Origin of the sequence: Kitasatospora sp. NPDC091257 (assembly GCF_044757675.1) — a bacterium.
Taxonomy (GTDB): Bacteria; Actinomycetota; Actinomycetes; order Streptomycetales; family Streptomycetaceae; genus Kitasatospora; species Kitasatospora lactacystinica.
Genome location: NZ_JBIVVI010000023.1, coordinates 1 through 18,675, shown reverse-complemented (window position 1 = coordinate 18,675; position 18,675 = coordinate 1). Strand labels below are relative to the sequence as shown.

Annotated in this window: 19 protein-coding genes; 6 read left to right on the top strand and 13 right to left on the bottom strand. The window is 73.6% G+C overall.

Translation table 11 applies throughout. The annotated features are described in order from the left end of the window. Positions 1–81: 81 nt before the first annotated feature. Positions 82–1,539, bottom strand: a complete 1,458-nt coding sequence (locus ACIQOV_RS02195; RefSeq protein ID WP_401043891.1) for an MFS transporter — start codon at positions 1,537–1,539, stop codon at positions 82–84. 47 nt (positions 1,540–1,586) lie between these two features. Here ACIQOV_RS02195 and soxR point away from each other — a divergent pair, with 47 nt between their 5' ends. Then, positions 1,587–2,060 (top strand): redox-sensitive transcriptional activator SoxR, encoded by a 474-nt coding sequence (soxR, locus tag ACIQOV_RS02190; RefSeq protein WP_387693053.1) that lies wholly within the window; start codon positions 1,587–1,589, stop codon positions 2,058–2,060. Positions 2,061–2,169: 109 nt separating this feature from the next. Here soxR and ACIQOV_RS02185 read toward each other — a convergent pair whose 3' ends face one another. From ACIQOV_RS02185 to ACIQOV_RS02165, 5 genes are read right to left on the bottom strand one after another with little or no spacing between them, the layout of a single operon-like run. Then, a complete protein-coding gene (locus tag ACIQOV_RS02185; RefSeq protein WP_359901083.1) occupies positions 2,170–3,171 on the bottom strand; it encodes an oligopeptide/dipeptide ABC transporter ATP-binding protein in 1,002 nt (333 codons plus the stop codon). Next, entirely contained in the window at positions 3,171–4,169 is a 999-nt protein-coding gene (locus ACIQOV_RS02180) for an ABC transporter ATP-binding protein (protein WP_380544636.1), read from the bottom strand. Before ACIQOV_RS02180 ends, ACIQOV_RS02185 begins: the two co-directional genes overlap by 1 nt. Next, positions 4,169–5,155 (bottom strand): ABC transporter permease, encoded by a 987-nt coding sequence (locus tag ACIQOV_RS02175; RefSeq protein ID WP_401043885.1) that lies wholly within the window; start codon positions 5,153–5,155, stop codon positions 4,169–4,171. Before ACIQOV_RS02175 ends, ACIQOV_RS02180 begins: the two co-directional genes overlap by 1 nt. Next, positions 5,152–6,114, bottom strand: coding sequence for an ABC transporter permease (locus ACIQOV_RS02170; protein WP_401043883.1), 963 nt, complete (start codon positions 6,112–6,114; stop codon positions 5,152–5,154). Before ACIQOV_RS02170 ends, ACIQOV_RS02175 begins: the two co-directional genes overlap by 4 nt. A 13-nt stretch (positions 6,115–6,127) precedes the next feature. Continuing rightward, complete coding sequence (locus ACIQOV_RS02165; protein ID WP_401043880.1) at positions 6,128–7,876, bottom strand: ABC transporter substrate-binding protein; 1,749 nt, start codon at positions 7,874–7,876, stop codon at positions 6,128–6,130. Positions 7,877–8,038: 162 nt separating this feature from the next. Between ACIQOV_RS02165 and ACIQOV_RS02160 the strand changes: the two genes are divergently transcribed. Beyond that, entirely contained in the window at positions 8,039–9,490 is a 1,452-nt protein-coding gene (locus tag ACIQOV_RS02160; RefSeq protein ID WP_401043877.1) for an aminopeptidase P family protein, read from the top strand. An 81-nt stretch (positions 9,491–9,571) separates the two neighbouring features. Here ACIQOV_RS02160 and ACIQOV_RS02155 read toward each other — a convergent pair whose 3' ends face one another. The 3 genes from ACIQOV_RS02155 to ACIQOV_RS02145 are packed head-to-tail and all read right to left on the bottom strand — an operon-like array spanning position 9,572 to position 12,474. Then, on the bottom strand, positions 9,572–10,594 hold the full coding sequence (locus ACIQOV_RS02155) for a nitronate monooxygenase (RefSeq protein ID WP_401043874.1): 1,023 nt from the start codon (positions 10,592–10,594) through the stop codon (positions 9,572–9,574). Positions 10,595–10,636: 42 nt separating this feature from the next. Continuing rightward, positions 10,637–11,269 carry a response regulator transcription factor gene (locus ACIQOV_RS02150; RefSeq protein WP_359901106.1) on the bottom strand — a complete coding sequence of 211 codons (633 nt, stop codon included), beginning with the start codon at positions 11,267–11,269 and terminating at the stop codon, positions 10,637–10,639. Continuing rightward, positions 11,266–12,474 (bottom strand): sensor histidine kinase, encoded by a 1,209-nt coding sequence (locus ACIQOV_RS02145; protein ID WP_401043870.1) that lies wholly within the window; start codon positions 12,472–12,474, stop codon positions 11,266–11,268. The genes ACIQOV_RS02150 and ACIQOV_RS02145 overlap by 4 nt, the downstream gene beginning before the upstream one ends. A gap of 163 nt (positions 12,475–12,637) precedes the next feature. Between ACIQOV_RS02145 and ACIQOV_RS02140 the strand changes: the two genes are divergently transcribed. Next, on the top strand, positions 12,638–13,714 hold the full coding sequence (locus ACIQOV_RS02140; protein ID WP_401043868.1) for an ABC transporter permease: 1,077 nt from the start codon (positions 12,638–12,640) through the stop codon (positions 13,712–13,714). Beyond that, the gene (locus ACIQOV_RS02135; protein ID WP_401043865.1) at positions 13,711–14,394 is read left to right on the top strand and encodes an ABC transporter ATP-binding protein; all 684 of its coding nucleotides are present in this window, start codon (positions 13,711–13,713) and stop codon (positions 14,392–14,394) included. Before ACIQOV_RS02140 ends, ACIQOV_RS02135 begins: the two co-directional genes overlap by 4 nt. Position 14,395: 1 nt before the next feature. Here the strand turns inward: ACIQOV_RS02135 and ACIQOV_RS02130 are convergent, their stop codons facing one another. From ACIQOV_RS02130 to ACIQOV_RS02120, 3 genes are all read right to left on the bottom strand, one after another. Beyond that, entirely contained in the window at positions 14,396–14,770 is a 375-nt protein-coding gene (locus ACIQOV_RS02130) for a Uma2 family endonuclease (RefSeq protein ID WP_401043862.1), read from the bottom strand. 57 nt (positions 14,771–14,827) lie between these two features. Then, the gene (locus tag ACIQOV_RS02125; RefSeq protein ID WP_380352892.1) at positions 14,828–15,544 is read right to left on the bottom strand and encodes a GntR family transcriptional regulator; all 717 of its coding nucleotides are present in this window, start codon (positions 15,542–15,544) and stop codon (positions 14,828–14,830) included. A gap of 192 nt (positions 15,545–15,736) precedes the next feature. Beyond that, positions 15,737–16,618 carry an NAD(P)-dependent oxidoreductase gene (locus ACIQOV_RS02120; protein WP_401043858.1) on the bottom strand — a complete coding sequence of 294 codons (882 nt, stop codon included), beginning with the start codon at positions 16,616–16,618 and terminating at the stop codon, positions 15,737–15,739. Positions 16,619–16,819: 201 nt separating this feature from the next. Between ACIQOV_RS02120 and ACIQOV_RS02115 the strand changes: the two genes are divergently transcribed. Together ACIQOV_RS02115 and ACIQOV_RS02110 are read left to right on the top strand one after the other, a co-directional pair. Further along, positions 16,820–17,377 (top strand): TetR/AcrR family transcriptional regulator, encoded by a 558-nt coding sequence (locus ACIQOV_RS02115; protein WP_359901262.1) that lies wholly within the window; start codon positions 16,820–16,822, stop codon positions 17,375–17,377. Positions 17,378–17,537: 160 nt separating this feature from the next. Then, positions 17,538–17,870, top strand: coding sequence for a hypothetical protein (locus tag ACIQOV_RS02110; protein ID WP_359901125.1), 333 nt, complete (start codon positions 17,538–17,540; stop codon positions 17,868–17,870). Between the two features lie 47 nt (positions 17,871–17,917). Here the strand turns inward: ACIQOV_RS02110 and ACIQOV_RS02105 are convergent. After that, on the bottom strand, positions 17,918–18,675 hold a 758-nt coding region (locus ACIQOV_RS02105), incomplete at its 5' end, for an ornithine cyclodeaminase family protein (protein ID WP_401043855.1).

The window sequence follows — 18,675 nt, the reverse complement described above, 5'->3', positions numbered from 1 at the left end:
GCCTGCTCGTACCCGCCGCGGCGGGGCCCGCTCGTGCCCGCCACGAGGCCTGCCACGGGGCCTGCTCGTACCCGCCGCGGCTCAGCGCCCGAGGCTGCGGGCGGTGCGCGCGGCGGTGGCCACCCCGAGGGCGGTGATCGCAGCGATCCCCAGGGTCATGTACCGGGCCGAGTCGACCGGGGTGTCCCCGCCCAGGTTGACCAGGGTGCCGGCCAGCGCCGAGGTCACCGAGAAGGCGATCAGCTGGGTGGTGTTGATCGCCGCGGCCGCCTTGCCGCCCTCCGCCGGGTCGCCGCTGCTGCGCATCGCGGCCACGCTCAGGTGCGGGAAGGCCAGGCCTATCCCGGTGCCGGCGCCGAACAGCGCCACCGCCCACAGCAGCACCCGCGGCCCGGAGGCGTGCCCGGTCTGCGTCAGCCCGTAGACCAGCAGCCCGCCGACCAGCACCAGCGGTGCGACGCGGATCGCCAGGGCCCGGCCGCGGGCCGTCCCGATCCCGACGCTGAACAGCTGGGCGGTGGTCCAGCCGGCCGAGGTCGTGGCCCCGAGGAACCCGGCCACCAGCGGGGAGAGGCCGCCCAGCTGCTGGCCGAACAGCGGGATGAAGTTCTCCGTCACCACGCCCGCGCAGAGCACCGCGACGGTCAGGTAGAGCCACTTCAGCGGGTTGCCGGCCCGGTAGGTCTGCTGCGGCAGCACCGTGGCCGCCCCGCGACGCTCGGCCGCCACGAAGCCCACCAGCAGCGCCAGTCCGGCGAGCAGGCACAGGGCCGTCGGCCAGCCGCTCGGCACCGTCGAGCTGATGCTGAAGGCGGCGGCCGCCAGGGTGAGCAGCAGCAGCGAGGGCAGCGGCACCGGGCCGCTGCCGTGCCCCGCGCCGGGGCGCCCGGGCAGCACCCGGCGGGCCAGGACCGCCAGCACCAGCGCGGCGGCCAGCAGCAGGACGTACGCCCCGCGCCAGGCGCCGAGCTGGGCGAAGAGCCCGCCCAGCGACGGTCCGACCAGGGTTCCGACGCCCCACATCGCGGAGACCAGCCCGGCCGCGCGGGTCCACAGCCGCTCCGGCAGGGCGCTGCGGATCACGGCGTAGCCGAGCCCGGCCACCAGCCCGCCGCCGAGGCCCTGCACCACCCGGCCGAGGATCAGCGCCGCCATCGACGGGCTGAGCGCGTTGACCACCGCGCCGGCGCCGAAGACCACGAAGCCCAGCACGTAGGCCCGGGCGGCGCCGAGGCGGTCCAGCAGTCGGCTGACCAGCATCGAGGCGATGACGGCGGCCATCAGGAAGCCGGTGGCCACCCACGCGTAGTACCGCTCGCCGCCGATGTCGGCGACGATCGAGGGCATCAGGGCGGCGGTGAAGTAGAGGTTCATCGCGTACAGCGCGACGCCGCCGGCCAGGATCGAGGCGGAGGCGGCGTAGCGGCGGGAGAAGAGTTCGCGCCACCCGCCGGGGGCTCCCGCGGACGGCGACTCCGACGGGTAACTATCCAGCTCGGCGGTGGTGGTGTCGTTGTCGACGGCAGCTGATTCGGTCACGTCCGGTACGCTAGGACTTCAAGAGAACTTGAAGTCAAGGAGCCGCCATGACCACCGCGCCGGTCGATCTGCTGAGCGTCGGCGAGGTGGCCCGGCGGGCCGGGATCGCGACCTCGGCGGTGCGCTTCTACGAGGACCAGGGGCTGATCTCCTCCGAGCGCACGACGGGCAACCAGCGGCGCTACCGGCGGCACGTGCTGCGCCGGATCTCGCTCATCCTGGTCGCCAAGCGGCTCGGCATCCCGCTCTCCGAGGTCGCCGAGGTGTTCACCGGCCTGCCCGAGGACCGGATGCCCGGCAAGCACGACTGGGAGCGGATCTCCCGGCGCTGGGCCGAGCAGCTGCGCGCCCGCCGGGCCGAGCTGGAGCGGCTGGAGGACGAACTGACCGGCTGCATCGGCTGCGGCTGCGTGTCGCTGCGCCGCTGCCGGGTGCTCAACCCGGGGGACGAGCTGGCCGCCGAGGGGCCCGGCCCGCGGCGACTGCTGCCGGAGGAGGGCCTGCTGCCCGCCGAGGAGTGAGCGGGCAGCAGGAGCGGGCGCGGGAAAGTGGGCGGGGAAAGGGTGGAACCCGGCCGGACGCGGCCCTCGCAGGGTTCCCCGCCGCGTCCGACCGGGGGCTTGTGCGGCCTCAGGCCTCCGGGAAGTGGCAGGCGGCCTGCCGCTCGCCGGGCCCGGCGATCCTCAGCAGCGGCCGCTCGGTCCGGCAGATGTCCTGGGCCTTGGGGCAGCGCGGGTGGAAGGTGCAGCCGGGCGGCGGGTCGGCCGGGCTCGGCGGGTCGCCGAGCAGCACGATCCGCTCCCGGTTGCGCTCCGCCTCCGGGTCGGGCAGCGGGACGGCGGACAGCAGCGCCCTGGTGTACGGGTGCGCGGGAGCGCCGTACACCTCGGCCTTGTCGCCGATCTCCACGATCCGGCCCAGGTACATCACCGCGACCCGGTCGCAGACCCGCTTGACCACCGAGAGGTCGTGCGCGATGAACACGTACGCCAGCCCCAGCTCCTTCTGGAGCCGCTCCATCAGATTGACCACCTGGGCCTGGATGGAGACGTCCAGCGCGGAGACCGGCTCGTCGGCGATCACCAGCCGCGGCGAGGTGGCCAGCGAGCGGGCGATGCCGATGCGCTGGGCCTGGCCGCCGGAGAACTCGTGCGGGTAGCGGTCCAGGTGCTCGGGGATCAGCCCGACCAGCTCCATCAGCTCGCCGGCCCGCTTGCGCGCGTCCGCCGCGCTCCCGCCCTGGACCAGCAGCGGCTCGGAGATGATCCGGGCCACCGTCTGGCGGGGGTTGAGCGAGGAGTACGGGTCCTGGAAGACCATCTGGAGGTCGCGCCGGTGCGGGCGCAGCCGGGCCTGGGAGAGCCCGCCGATCTCGGTGCCGTCGAAGGTGACGGTGCCCGAGGTCGGGTCGAGCAGCCGGACGATCATCCGCCCGGTGGTGGACTTGCCGCAGCCGGACTCGCCGACCAGGCCGAGCGTCTCGCCCGCGCCGACGTCGAAGCTCACCCCGTCCACCGCCCGGATCGGCGCCCCGGGCCGGCCGGTGCGGCCGCGCCGGCCGGGGAAGGTCTTCACCAGGTCCCGGACGGACAGCAGCGGCGCGGTCGCGCCCTTGGTCGACGGTGTGGTCATCACAGCACCCCTTCCGGCACCAGCGGCAGGTGGCAGGCGGCCTGGTGGCCGGGGGCGAGCCGGTCGAGCACGGGGCGCTCGGCCAGGCAGCGGGTGTGCTCCTCGGCGGACGCCGCGGTGGTGCGGGCGCAGCGCGGGGCGAAGGAGCAGCCGGGGGCGGGGGCGATCAGCGACGGCGGGCTGCCGGGGATGGCCCGCAGCGGGGCGTCGTCGGCGTCGTCCAGGCGCGGCAGCGAGTCCAGCAGGCCGCGCGTGTACGGGTGCGCGGGCTGCGCGAACAGCCGGTCCACCGGGGCCTGTTCGGCGGCCCGGCCGCCGTACATGACCAGCACCTCGTGGGCGACCCGGGCGACCACGCCGAGGTCGTGGGTGATCATCACGACGCCGAGGCCGCGCTCCTGCTGGATCCGGGCGATCAGGTCGAGGATCTGCGCCTGGACGGTGACGTCGAGGGCCGTGGTGGGCTCGTCGGCGATCAGCAGCTCGGGCTCGCAGGCGAGCGCCATGGCGATCATGACGCGCTGGCGCATGCCGCCGGAGAACTGGTGCGGGTACTCGTCGACCCGGCGGGCCGGCTCCGGGATGCCGACCTCGGCCAGCATCTCCACCGCCTTGGCCCGCCCGGCCTTGCGGTTGGCCTTGAAGTGCACCCGGTAGTGCTCGGCGATCTGCTCCCCGACGGTGTAGAAGGGGTGCAGGCTGGACAGCGGGTCCTGGAAGATCATCGCGATCCGGCGGCCCCGGACGGTGCCCAGCTCCCGCTCCCCGAGCCCGTTCAGCTCCTGCCCGTTCAGCCGGATCGAGCCGGTGACGGCGGCGCCGCGGTGCAGGCCCATGACGGCGAGCGAGGTGACGGACTTTCCGCTGCCCGACTCGCCGACCAGGCCGAGGGTGCGCCCGGCCTCGACGGCGAAGGAGATCCCGTCCACCGCGCGGACGGTGCCGCGCGGGGTGTCGAAGGCGACCTTGAGGTCCTCGACCTCCAACAGCCTGGTCATCAGTACCTCACTCTCGGGTCGACGAACGCGTAGAGCAGGTCGACCAGCAGGTTCGCCGCGACGATGAAGAAGGCCGCGAGCAGGGTGACCCCGAGGATGACGGGCTGGTCGGAACGGGCCAGGCCGTCGTAGAACAGCCGGCCGACGCCGGGCAGGCCGAAGATCGACTCGGTGATGACCGCGCCGGCCAGCAGGCCGCCGAGGTCCATGCCGAAGATGGTCAGGATCGGCGTCATCCCGGCGCGCAGCCCGTGCTTGACGGTGACCGTCCGCGGCGGCAGGCCCTTGGCCCGGGCGGTGCGGATGTACGGCTCGGCCATCGCCTCGATCATCGAGTTGCGGCTCTGCCGGGCGTACATGGCCGCGTACAGCAGGGCCAGCGCGATCCACGGCAGCAGCAGGTTGGAGCCCCACTCGAAGGGGTTCTCGGTGAACTTGTGGTACGAGGGGTAGGGCAGCAGCCCGACCGTCCTGACGACGCCCCAGATCAGCATGATCGAGGTGAAGTAGACCGGCAGCGAGGCGGCGCCGACGGACAGCACCATCAGCGTCTTGTCGACCGGTCGGCCCTTGCGCAGCGCCGAGGTGACGCCCGCGCCGAGGCCGAGGAGCAGCCAGAGCACGGCCGCGCCGAGGGCCAGCGAGACGGAGACCGGCAGCCGGTCGGTGAGCAGGTCCCAGACCGGCAGCCCGTACTCGTAGGAGTAGCCGAGGCAGGGGAAGCCGCAGTGCACCGCGCTGGGGCCGGAGCCGTAGTCGCGGCCGGCGAAGATGCCGCCGAGGTAGGCCAGGAACTGCTCCCAGACCGGCTTGTCCAGGCCCATCGCCGCCTTGACGTCGGCGAGCCGCTCGGGGCTGCAGGTCTTGCCGCAGGCGGCCGCGGCCGGGTCGTTGGGCAGCAGGTAGAAGATGGTGAAGGTGATGGCGCAGATGGCGAGCAGGATGCCCGCCACACCGAGCAGGCGGCGGCCGAGGTAGAGGATCACGACCGGCCTCCCCGGGGGTCGAGGATGTCCCGCAGCGCGTCCCCGAGCAGGGTGAAGGCGAGCACGGCGACGAACAGGAAGGCGGTCGGGATCAGGAAGTAGGTCGGGTCGGTCTCGTAGTGCACGATGCTCTCGGCGATCATCTGGCCCCAGGACGCGGTCGGCGGGCGGACGCCCACGCCGAGGTAGCTGAGCGCGGCCTCGGTGGCGATCATGCCGGGGATGAGCAGGGTGGTGTAGGCGATGATCGGGCCGGAGACGTTCGGCAGGATCTCGCGGGTGAGGATCCGCCAGGAGCGCGCCCCGCCGACCTTGGCGGCCTCGACGTACTCGCGGTGCTTGAGCGAGAGGGTCTGGCCGCGCACCACCCGGGCGATGCCGGGCCAGGTGAACAGCCCGATCACCAGGGTGATCAGCAGGATCCGGTTGACGTCCTTGGCCACCGACATCATCGCGATCATGAAGATCAGCGAGGGGAAGGACATCGTGAGGTCCATCAGCCGGGACAGCAGGGTGTCGACGCGGCCGCCGAAGTAGCCCGCCGCGATGCCGGCCAGGGTGCCGGTGATCACGACGACGGCGGTCGCGGTGAAGGCGATCAGCAGGGAGACCTGCCCGCCGTGCAGCACCCGGGCGAACAGGTCGCGGCCGCTGCCCGGCTCGACGCCCAGCCAGTGCCGGGCGCTGATGCCGCCGAAGTCGCCCCTGGGCACGCCGCCCAGGTACGGGTCGATGGCGCGCTTGTCGAACTCCTCGGGGGTCCAGCCGCCGAGCGCGCTGAGCGGCCCGGCCAGCGCGGTGACCAGGACCAGCACGCCGACGGTGATCAGCCCGAACCGGGCCGGGCCCTTGGCCCACAGCTGGTCCCAGACCAGCCGCCAGGGCCCGCGCCCGGCACTCTTCTTGGCGCCCCCCGCCGCGGCGTCGGCCACGGCGGAGGGCTCAGTGGTGGTACTCATCGCTGCCGGCCCCTCACTTGCCCTTGGCGGGGTCCTTGAGGCCGATGGCACCCAGGTCGAGCATCCCGGCGAAGCCCGAGTTGCCGAACGCGCCGGCCACGTTGGTGCCGACCAGCAGGGGGCGGCGCTGCCAGATCAGCGGGACGGCCGGGGCCTTCGTCGCCAGGTCCTGGTCCAGCTGCTGCCAGGCCTTGTTGGCCTCGTTGACGTCCGTCATGGCCGCGATCTGGTCCATCCGGTCCATCGTGGCCTGGTCCTTGAACTGGCTCAGGTTGCCCTGGTTGCCCTTCTCCTTGATGGTGCGGCCGTCGAACTGGAACGGCAGGAAGGTCGCACCGGAGGGGTAGTCCGGACACCAGCCGCTGATGGTCAGGTCAGGGGCGTTCTTGGTGTCGCCGACGGTGTCCTGGTAGGCGGACGGGTCGGTGGTGTTGATGGTGACCTGGACGCCGGCCTTGGCCAGCGACTGCTGGATCGCCTCGGCCCGGCTCTTGTCACCGAGCGAGACGGTGAGCGAGACCTTGAGGTCGCTCTTGCCGGCCTCCTGGAGCAGCTTCTTGGCCTTCTCCTGGTCGCCGGCCGCCGGGATCTTCAGCGGGTCGGACTTGACGCCGGCGGTCAGCGAGGGCGGCAGGTAGGAGGTCGCCACGTCGGCCATCGCCGGGCCGCCGAAGGCCGTGACCTGCGCCTCGCGGTCGACCGCCCACATCATCGCCTCGCGCACCTTCGGGTCGTCGAAGGGGGCCTTGGCGGTGTTCAGGTACAACATGTCGGTGCAGCCGGTGACCTCGGCGGCCATCCGGGCCTTGACGTCCGGCTTGGGCAGCACCTTGGCGACGGTCTCGTGCGCCATCCAGGGCATGTTGATCGCGTTGGCGTCGGCGCCGTCGCTGGCGATGATCCGGTCGTCGGCCTGGCCGCCCTTGATGCCCTCGGTGACCACGACCTTGTCCGGGTAGGCCTTGCGGACGGTGTCGGTGGCCGGGTCCCAGTTGGTGTTGCGGACCAGCACCAGCTGCTTGCCGCGGTCGTAGGTCTCGATCTTGTACGGGCCGGAGGAGAACGGCCGGGCGTCGTACTGGGTGCCCTTCTCCTGGGACTGCGGCACCGGGGAGAAGGTCGGCAGCGAGACGGTGGAGGAGAACTCGGCGACCGGGCGCTTCAGGTGGAAGACGATCGTCCTGTCGTCCGGGGTCTCGATGCTCGCCAGGTGCTCGCCGTTCAGCGGGCCCTTGTAGTTCTCGCCGCCGGCCAGGTACTGGATCGCGTAGTCGGGGCCGCCGGTGAGGTCCGGGGAGTAGGACCGCTCGACGTTGTACTTGATGTCGGCGGACTTGATCGGCGTGCCGTCCTCGTACTTGAGGCCGTCCTTGAGGGTGAAGGTCCACACCTTGCCGCCCTCGGAGGACTTGCCCAGGTCGGTGGCGAGGTCCGGGACGATCTCGCTGCCGGTGGCACCGGGCTCGGACTTGAAGGTGGTCAGGGTCCGGTAGAGCAGCCGGGTGCCGAAGTCCATGTGCGGCACCACCCAGTTGCGGGCCGGGTCGAGGTGCGCGAAGTCCTGGTTGGTCAGGACGGTGAGGGTCCCGCCCTTGACGGGGGTGCCGCCGATGATCGAGCCGGACGCGGCGCCCGGGCCCTTGCTGTCGGAGGGGGCGGCGTCGCTGCCGCTGTCACTCTTGTCGTTGGAGCAGGCCCCGAGGCCGAGGGTGAGGGTCGCCGCGAGGGCCGCCGCGAGGGCGGCGTGGGTGCGCCTGGTCATGTGCAACTCCGCTGTGGGGGGCCCGATCCGCCGGATCTGGCCGCTGCGCTGTGTGACCCGTAACATAGTAATGTGAAATTGCACTGCACAAGAGGTGACGGCTCCCGTTACCGAGCTGTGTCCGTGCCAGGCATCTCCCCAGCCCCACCAAGGAGTTCACCGGTGACCCTTCCCCCGACCGGCCTCAACACCGGGAGCCACGACCTCCCGGTCTCCCCCGCCCTCGCCTCGTTCATGGGCACCCGGTGGGCCGCCACCCCCATTCCCGCCGACCTGCGCGTCCCCGGCCACGACCGCTTCCCCGGCCGCCGCGCCCGGCTCTCCGCCGCCTTCCCCGGCGAGCGGCTGATCGTCCCGGCCGGCCGGCTCAAGGTCCGCTGCAACGACCTCGACTACCGCTTCCGCCCGCACAGCGCGTACGTCTGGCTCACCGGCCTCACCGGGGAGGACCAGGCCGACCACGTCCTCGTCCTCGAACCGGCCGGCCCCGAGGGCCACGAGCCGGTGCTCTACCTGCGCCCGCGCTCCCCCCGCGACGGCGGCGAGTTCTACCGCGACCGCCGCTACGGCGAGTTCTGGGTCGGCGCCCGGCCCGACCTCGCCGAGGCGGCACAGCTCACCGGGGTGCGCACCGAACACCTCGACGACCTCGGCAAACTGCTCACCGGCCCCCAGCCGCCCACCCGGGTACTGGCCGGCACCGACCCGCTGGTCGACGAGGCCACCGGGCGCCCGAACGGCGACCACCGGGACAGCGAACTGGCCGCCGTCCTCTCCGAATTGCGCCTGGTCAAGGACGAATGGGAGATCGGACAGCTGCAACTGGCCGTCGACCACACCACCACCGGCTTCGAGGACGTCGTCCGCGCCCTGCCCACCGCACTGCGCCACCACCGCGGCGAGCGCTGGATCGAGGGCGTCTTCGACCTGCGCGCCCGCGCCGAGGGCAACGGCACCTCCTACACCACCATCGCCGCCTCCGGCGCCCACGCCTGCGTGCTGCACTGGATCCGCAACGACGGCGCCCTCGACCCGAACTCCCTGCTCCTCCTGGACGCCGGCGTCGAGACCGACACCCTCTACGCCGCCGACATCACCCGCACCCTCCCGCTCAGCGGCACCTTCACCCCGGTCCAGCGCCAGGCCTACGACCTCGTCCTCGCCGCCCAGAGCGCCGGCATCGCCACACTGCGCCCGGGGGCCCGGTTCCGCGACTTCCACCGCGCCGCCATGCGGGTCATCGCCGAAGGCCTCGCCGACTGGGGCGTCCTGCCCGTCTCCGCCGAGGAGGCCCTCGCCGAGGACAACGGCCTCTACCGCCGCTACACCCTCTGCGGCAGCGGCCACATGCTCGGCCTCGACTACCACGACTGCGCCAAGTCCCGCGCCGACCGCTACCTCGACGGCACCCTGGAGGAGGGCATGGTCCTCACCGTCGAGCCCGGCCTCTACCTCCAGCCCGACGACGAGACCCTCCCCGCCGAACTCCGCGGCCTCGGCATCCGCATCGAGGACGACCTGGTCATCACCGCCGACGGCGCCCACCTGATGTCCGGCGCCCTCCCCCGCACCGCCACCGACGTCGAATCCTGGATGGCGGACCTGTTGTCCTGAGGAGGCAGCGGACGATCAAGCCACCTTGATCGTCCGCTCCCCCTGCCGGACGGTGACTTCGACCTCCCCGCCGATCCCGCGCTACCCCCGCGCCGACCGCCACAGGTCGATGACGATCGCCTCCGCCGGGCCCGTGCGGGCCAGGTGGTGGGCGGTGCCGGCCCAGAGGTGCATGGCGGCCGTGTCGCCGCGGCGGGCGGCGGCGGCGCGCAGGGGGGTGGTGAGGCGGTTGACCTCGGGGTAGGCGGCCGGGGCGTACGGGCCGTGGCGGTCGATGAAGGCGTTGCGCAGGCCGCGGGCCGGGCGGCCGGTGAAGGCGCGGGTGACGACCGTCTCCGGCAGCTCGACGAGCGCGGCCCGGTGGGCGGCCGCGGCCCCGGACTCGTCCGACCGCAGCAGGGCCGTGCCCAGCTGCACCGCCACCGCTCCCGCCCGCAGGGCCGCCGCGACGGCCGGGCCGTCGCCGAGCCCGCCCGCGGCGATCAGCGGCAGCGCCGTCACCTCCCGCACGGCGGGCAGCAGGTGGAGCAGCGGCAGCTCCCCCGGCTCGTCCGTCACCCGGTGGGTGCCGCGGTGGCCGCCCGCCTCCGGGCCCTGCACGCACAGCGCGTCCATCCCGACCGCCTGCGCCGCCCGCGCCTCCTCCGGCGTGGTGACGGTGCCGATCTGGGTCGTCCCGGCCGCCCGCAGCGCCGCCGCCTCCTCGGCCGTCGGCAGCCCGAAGGTGTACGAGACCACCGGCACCGGGTCCGCGAGCAGCGCGGCCAGCTTGGCCTCCCAGTCGTCCCGGTCCGGCCCGTCCTCCTCCGGCAGCGTCACGCCCCACCGCTCGGCCTCGGGCCGCAGCCGCTCCCGGTAGGCGGCGACGGCCGCCCGGTCCCCGGGCGTGCCCGGCACGAAGAGGTTCACCCCGTACGGCCGGTCGGTCGACGCCCGCACCGCGGCGATCTGCTCGGACATCCCGGCGGCGGTCCTCATCCCGGCGGCCAGGAAGCCCAGCCCGCCGGCCCGGTTCACCGCCGCGACCAGTGCGGGCGTCGAGGGCCCGCCCGCCATCGGGGCGGCGATCACGGGGACGGCGAGCTCGTCGAGCCGGACGGTCATCGGGCGCTCCTCACACTGCTGCGGGTACGGAACACCCCCACCCTACGCTCGGCGGATCAGCCCCCGCCGCCGCGCCTCGCGCACCGCCGCCGTGCGCGAGTCCACCCCCAACTTGGTGTAGATGTGCACCAGATGGGACTTCACCGTGGCCTGGCTCAGGTGCAGCCGCTGGCTGACCTGCTGGTTGGTCAGCCCGTCCGCGACCAGCCCCAGCACCTCGGTCTCCCGGGCGCTGAGCGCCGCCGCCGGCGTCCGCATCCGCTCCAGCAGCCGGTCCGCGACGCTGGGCGCCAGCGCGCTGCGCCCGGCCGCGGCGGCCCGTACGGCCTGGGCGAGCTCCTCCGGCGGGGCGTCCTTCAGCAGGTAGCCGGTGGCGCCCGCCTCCAGGGCCGGCAGGGTGTCCGCGTCGGTGTCGTACGTGGTGACGACCAGGACCCGCGGCGCGCCCGCCCGGGCGGTGATCGCCGCGGTGGCCTGCGCCCCGTTCATCGCCGAGCCCGGCCCGAACTGGAGGTCCATCAGCACCACGTCCACGCCCGGCTCCGCCGCCAGCTCGACGGCCCGCTCGGCGGTGGCCGCCTCCGCCACGATGGCGAAGTCCGGCTCGCACTCCAGCACCGCCCGCAGCCCGGCCCGCACCACCGGGTGGTCGTCCGCGATGAGCAGCCTGATCACGGGCCGGCCTCCGGGGTGACCGGCAGCTGCACCGCCACCGTGGTGCCCTGCCCGGGCGCCGACTCCACCGTGAAGCGGCCGCCGAGCGCCCGCGCCCGGGCCCGCATCGAGGGCAGCCCGAACCCGCCGTCCCCGTCGGGGCGGCCGGCCGCCACCACCGCCGGGTCGAACCCGGCGCCGTCGTCGTACACGTCCAGTGCCACTTCGCCCTCCATGTAGCTGAGCGTCACGTCGGCCCGCGAGGCGCCCGCGTGCCGGACGGTGTTGCCGAGCGCCGACTGCGCGATCCGCAGCAGCGCGACCTCCTGCGCGGCCGGCAGCCGGACCGGGTCGCCGAAGACGTGCAGGTGGACGGGCAGCGTGCCGTGCGCCGTCGTCGTCGCGCACAGCCGCTCCAGCGCGACCGGCAGCGGGTCGCCGTCCAGCGCGGGCGGGGTGAGCGCCCGGACGAACCTGCGGGCCTCGTCCAGGTTGTCCTGGGCGGCCTGCCGCGCCTGTTCGACGTACCCGGCGGCGGCCTCGGTGCGCTCCGGCAGGGCCCGCTGGGCCGCCCGCAGCAGCAGCTGGATGGAGCTGAGGCTCTGCGCGAGGGTGTCGTGGATCTCCCGGGCGAGCCGCTCCCGCTCGGCCAGCACCCCGGCCGCGTGGTGCGCGGCGGCGGCGTCGGCGCGGGCGGCGGTCAGTTCGTCGATCAGCCGGCGGCGCTCCTCGCTCTCCCGGTACAGCGCCTGGTAGCCGAGCACGGTGGCGGTGGCGACGGCCGCGCCGAGCGCGGGCCCGATCGAGGCGGCGAAGCTGAAGCTGTGCTGGTGCCAGGACCAGGCGGCGATCGACGCGGCGGCGGTCAGCCCGACGGCGACGAGCCCACCGCGCCGCCCCAGCAGGTGCAGTTCCAGGAAGTACAGCGGGAACGCCAGCCAGACCCCGTCCTGGGTGGCGATCAGCACGCCCGCCCAGGTGGCGCCGAGCAGCACCAGCCAGAGCGCGGCCGCCCGGCGCGAGCGGCGCACGGCGGCCAGCTGCGGGCCGACGGTGTAGACGGCGGCCATCGCGGTGGCCGCGGCGGCGACGGCGGCGGGGTCGCCGCCCCGGTCGACGAAGACGGCCCGGGCGACGGCGAGCGCGAGCAGGCCCGCAACGAGCAGGTGCAGGCAGACCTGGAGGACGCGGGCGACGGGGGTGGTTCTGGATCGTTCGGTCGCCATCCGTCCAGCCTAAGTTCCGCGCTGGCGTCCGGCATCAATCAAAAGGTTGAACTCGGTCTCTTCCCTTTGATGCCCAGGATGCAATCCCCGGCGCGATGCCCCGGGGCCCCTCCGTCCGGGACGGTGGAAGAGTCGAAAACACCTGTGCAGAGGAAGGTTCACCGTGTTCGTCGCCTGGAGGGACCTGAGGTTCGCCAAGGGGCGGTTCGCCTTGATGGGGACCGTCATCGTGCTGATCACCGTACTGGTCGGCCTGCTGTCCGGGCTGACCGCCGGGCTCGGTCGGCAGAACATCTCCGCGATCACCGGCCTGCCCGCCGACCACCTGGTCTTCGGCAAGCCGGCCGACGGGCAGACGCTCTCCTTCACCGATTCCCAGGTCACCCCCGACCAGTGGCAGGGCTGGGCCCGCGAGCCCGGCGTCACCTCCGCCCAGCCGCTCGGCATCACCACCACCAAGGCCGCCGCCGGGCAGCGCACCGCCGCGCTCTCCGCCTTCGGCGTCCCGGAGGACTCCGGGCTCGCCCCGCAGGGCACCCGGATCGCCCCCGGCCAGGCCGTGCTGTCCAGGACCGCCGCCGAGAACCTGGGCGGCCTCGCCCCCGGCGCCGAGTTCACCCTCGGCGGCCACCCGCTGCGGGTCGCCGCCGTCCAGGGCGACGCCGCGTACAGCCACACCCCGGTGATCTGGACCTCCCTCGGCGACTGGCAGCAGGCCGCCCCCGGCGGCACCGGCCACGCCACCGTCATCGCCCTCACCACGGCGAAGGGCGCCGACCTGGCCGCCGCCGACGCCCGCCACGGCACCGAGACCCGCACCCGCGACGACGCCCTCACCGCGATCGGCTCCTACACCTCGGAGAACGGCTCCCTCCAGCTGATGCGCGGCTTCCTGTTCGCCATCTCCGCCCTGGTGATCGGCGCGTTCTTCACGGTCTGGACGATCCAGCGCAGCGGCGACATCGCCGTCCTCAAGGCCCTCGGCGCCTCCACCCGCTACCTGCTGCGCGACGCCCTCGGCCAGGCCGTCCTGCTGCTGGTGCTCGGCACCCTGCTGGGCACCGCGGTCGCGGCCGGCTTCGGCGCGCTGATCGGCTCCGCCGTCCCCTTCGTCCTGGACGCCCCGACCGTCCTGCTGCCCGCCGCCGTCATGATCGCCCTCGGCGCGATCGGCGCGGCCCTGTCCATCCGCCGGATCACCTCCGTCGACCCGCTGACCGCCCTGGGGAGCGCCCGATGAGCTTGACCCTCGACCGCATCACCCTGACCTACCCGGACGGCGACGGCCGGCTCACGGCCCTGGACGAGGTCTCGCTGACCGTCCCCAAGGGCTCGCTCACCGCCGTCGTCGGCCCCTCCGGCTCCGGCAAGTCCAGCCTGCTGGCGGTCGCCGCCACCCTGATCACCCCGGACACCGGGCAGGTCGTCATCGACGGCACCGACACCACGGGCCTCGACCGGGCGGAACTCACCGCGCTGCGCCGCACCAGGATCGGGATCGTCTTCCAGCAGCCCAATCTGCTGCCCTCGCTCACCGCGGTGGAGCAGCTGCAGGTGATGGCCCACCTGGACGGCCGCGCCCCGCGCACCGCCCTGCCCCGGGCCCTGGAACTCCTGGACGCCGTCGGCCTGCGCGACCAGGCCGCCCGCCGCCCGCACCAGCTCTCCGGCGGCCAGCGCCAGCGGGTCAACATCGCCCGCGCGCTGATGAACGACCCCACCGTCCTGCTGGTGGACGAACCGACCAGCGCCCTCGACCACGAGCGCGGCGCCGCCGTCCTGGACCTGATCACCGACCTCACCCACCGCCGGGCCACCGCCACCGTCCTGGTCACCCACGACCGCACCCACCTGACGGCCGTCGACCAGGTCGCCGAGGTCCACGACGGCCGGCTGACCCTGCCCGCGGCGGCGCTCTGACCTACTTGTTGGCCGTCAGCACGTCGTCCACCGAGAGCGTCACCGACGCTCCGATCGACTCCGGCAGGGTGAAGGACTGGCCGGGGCGGTGGACGGCGTGCACCCGGTACTCGCCGTCGTCGGGTTCGGTCAGCACCATCACGCGCTGGTTCATCCGGCCCACGATCACGTAGACCGGCACCCCCGCCGATGCGTAGGCGGCAGGCTTCTTCTTCAGGTCGTCACCGAAATCGGAGGAGGTCACCTCCAGCACGAGCCGGAAGACCGCCGGGTCGTAGCAGTTGTACTCGATCAGGTGATCGTCGCTGTACGCGTCGAGGATCGACAGGTCGGGGATCGCGAAATTCCTCCTGGCTGCCGATGTCGAGAGCATCATCGTAGAACTCGGACGCCTCCCGGCGCCCGATCCTCGATCCTCACCCGGACGAGTGGTTCAGCTCCGGCGGGCCCCGAGTCGCAGGGCCGAGGCCTCCGGCTCGGCGGGCTTCTCGCCGCCGGCCCACAGCGAGCGGACGTGGCTGAGGTGGCGGGTCATGCAGGCCTCGGCGCCGGCGGAGTCCCCGGCGAGCATCAGGTCCAGCAGCTCCAGGTGCTCCTCGGCCGAGGAGACCAGCTCGCCGCGCTCGTCGAGCCGGTTGAGGCCGTACAGCCGCGAGCGCTTGCGCAGGTCGCCGACGACCTCGACCAGGCGGGAGTTGCCGGCCAGCCCCAGCACGTCCAGGTGGAACTGGCGGTCGGCCTCCAGGTAGCCGATCAGGTCGTGCTTGCGGGCCGCCGCGACGATCGCCTCGGCCTGCGGGCGCAGCCGTTCCAGCTGCTCCTTGGTGGCGGTGCGCGCCACCCGGCCGACGGTCGGGACCTCGATCAGGGCGCGGATCTCGGTGAAGTCGTCGAGGTCGCGGTCGGTCAGCTCGGTGACGCGGAAGCCCTTGTTGCGGACGGCCTCGACGAGGCCCTCGCGGGCGAGGTCGAGCATGGCCTCGCGGACCGGGGTCGCGGAGACCCCGAAGTCGGCGGCGAGCGCGGGTGCGGAGTAGACCACGCCGGGGCGCAGTTCGCCGGAGATCAGGGCCGCCCGGAGTGCGTGGGCGACCTGGTCGCGAAGCCGCTCCTGTACGGAGATCAGGGTGCGGGATTTGAGGTCGGCCATGGTGTTCCTCCGGGTGGGTGCAGAACACCAGCGTACAATGTCACGTTACGTTGCGTACGCGACTGCCGGTGATTCGAACACCCGTCACCGGCCCGCCGGGCCGGCCCTCCGTGACGCCGAATGCCATGGTGGCAGCGGCCGTCGGCCGTGACAACGGCCGACGGCACACGATCTTCAGGTCCGCACGGAGGGCTACGCCCGACGGAACCGGCCCACCAGGGTGCTCAGACTGGCCGCGCCGTCGCCGGCCGCCACGCCCCGCCGGACCGCCTCCGCGAGGACGGCCGGCAGGGCGCCGTCCACCCCGGAGGCCTCCGCGGTGTCCCGGACGTGCTCGATGCTCGCGAGTGCCATCGTCAGCCGGTCGACGTCCCCGCGGTGGTCCCCGGCGGTGATCCGCGGCGCGTAGAACTCGATCATCCGCGGCACCAGCGAGGCGGTGGGCAGGGCGTACGGCCGAAACTCCTCGGCCGAGATGCCGTTGGCCTCGGCGATCGCCGTGGCGTGCAGGTAGCCGACCATCGAGGACCAGAACAGGTCCATCTGGATCTGGTAGTACAGCTGCGCCAGCCCGGGGTCGTCGCCCCGGTAGTCGGCCCCGGTGAGCACCTCCAGGGCGGCCCGGTGCCGCTGGAACAGCTCGACCGGGCCGCTGTAGAAGGTGGACGACTCGGGGCTGCCGATGCCCGACGGCGGCACCTGCACCCCGCCGGTCAGGTGGCCGGCGCCGCGTTCGGCCAGCCAGCGGGCGGCCTCGCGGGCCCGCCCGGGAGTGTCCGAGCCGAGGTTCACGACCGTCCTCCCCCGCAGCGCCGGCTCGACCGACTCCAGCACCTCGAACACCGCGTCGTAGTCGGTGAGGCTGAGCACCACCAGGTCGTTCGCCGCCACCGCCGCCTCGGCGTCGGATGCGGCCCGCGCACCCCGGGCGACGAGCGCGTCGGCCCGCCCGGTGGTGCGGTTCCACACCGTGACGGCGTACCCGGCGTCCAGGAACGCCCCGGCCATGGCCTGCCCCATCGGGCCGAGCCCGATCACCGTCACGGATCGCCGCGCCTGCTGCTCCACGGACATGCGTTTCCCCTCCTCTGGAACGAACGCTCTATCCAGAGCGCCGGGCCGACGCTAGCACAGGACTGGAACGAACGCTCTACCCAGAATCTCGGCTAGGATCGCGGCGTGAACACGCCCGAGAGAGCCGACGCGAAAACGAGCGCGAGGACGAGCGCGAGGACGAGCGCGAAGGCCGAAGCGAAGCCCGGCACCCGCGAGCGGATCGTCCGGGCCACCTCCCGACTGCTGCAGCGCCAGGGGTACGAGGGCACCGGGATCAAGCAGATCTCCCGCGAGGCCGAGGCCACCCTCGGCTCCGTCTACCACTTCTTCCCGGGCGGCAAGCAGGAGTTGGCCGCCGAGGCGATCCGGCACGGGGACGAGGAGTTCGCCGTCCTCCTGCGCGCCGGGCTCGGCTCCTCGCCGGACCTGGGCGAGGCGATGACCTCCTGCACCCGGATGCTCGCCACGGAACTGCGCGAGTCCGACTGGCAGGACGGCTGCCCGATCACCAGCACGGCCCTGGAGACGGTCGGCCGCGTGCCGGTGATCGAGGAGGCGGTGACCGAGGCCTTCGCCAACTGGCGGGCCGTCGTGGCGGAACGGCTGCTCGCCGCCGGCATCGGCGAGCAGGACGCCCGCGAGCTGGCCGGCACCGTGATCAGCACCCTGGAGGGCGCCGAGCTCGCCGCCCAGGTCGCCCGCAGCGAGCAGCCGCTGCTGGTCACCGGCAAGCACCTGGCCCGCCTGCTCACCGCCTACGCCGACGACCGGGCCTGACCCGCGACACCGGACCGCCGGCCCGAAAGGCGAGCCGAGAGACGGGCCCGAGAAGCCCGGGAGGCGGCCGGAAAACGTGAGGAGCCGGCGCAGCGGGGGATCCCTTCCCGCTGCGCCGACTCCGGTTCACAACTCCCAACCACGGCCAGGAGTAACGCACTTGTCGATCGAAGCCGCGCTGTACGACGGCCGCCCGAACAACGGCCGCCGCACCAGCCCGAACCTGCTGCACCTGTCCACCGACCACGGCGCCGGTCTCGCCGACGCCCTGGCCGCGCACGCCCGTCCGTCCGACCACCGGCTCGGCCGGATCGACCCGTACGGCGACACGCTGTTCAACGAGCAGGACGCCGGCGCCGCCTTCGAGGAGGCCACCGCGCTGCTCGCCCGCTGCACCACCGGGGAGCAGCGGGCGGCCGTCCGCGACCTGCGCAACCTGCTCGCCAACTGCGCCGCCACCCCGGGCAGTTGGCTCATGTTCCTCGGCGACTGAACCGCTGGGGCATATCTGACAATTCGAGGCGCACCCGGCGGGAATTGTCAGACACGCCCCTTGGACGCGGCCCGGTACACCTCCGCCGCGACGGCCAGGTCCTGCCAGGCCATCCCGACGCTCTTGAAGAACCGCGGCCGCCCGTCCGGCACCAGCGCGTCGCCGCGCACCAGCTCGGAGAGGTTCCACAGCTGCCGCCCGGTCACGCCCGCCATCAGCAGGTCCCCGGCCTCCCGGCCCGCGACCGTGCGCGCCTCCACGTACAGCTCGGCCCGCTGGACCAGCAGTTCGTCGACCTCCCGCGCGTCCGGCTCGTGCGAGCCCACCGCGGCCACCGCCGCGTGCGCGGGCACCAGCGCGCCGTCGAACAGCGGCGTGCGCGCGGTGGTGCAGCAGACCACCAGGTCCGCCTCGCGGACCGCCCGCGGACCGTCGACCTCGGCCGTCAGCCCGAGCTTCCGCCCGTACGCCGCCAGCGCCTGCGCCCGGTCGGCGTTGCGCGCCACCACGGTGAGCCGGCGCAGCGGCCGGACGGCGAGCAGGGCGTCCAGGTGCCCGTACGCCTGCGGCCCGGAGCCGAACAGCACCAGGTGCTCGGCCTCCGGCACCGCCAGCCGCCGCAGCGCGGCCGCGGTGACGGCGGGCGTGCGCAGCGCGGTGAGCGCGGCGCCGTCCAGCAGGGCGAGCGGCTGCAGGGTGGGCCCGTCCAGCAGCAGGTAGCTGCCGGTGATCCGGGGCAGCCCCCGCTCCGGGTTGGCCGGCGCGACACCGGCGATCTTCACGCCCGCGTACGGCCCGGCGGCGG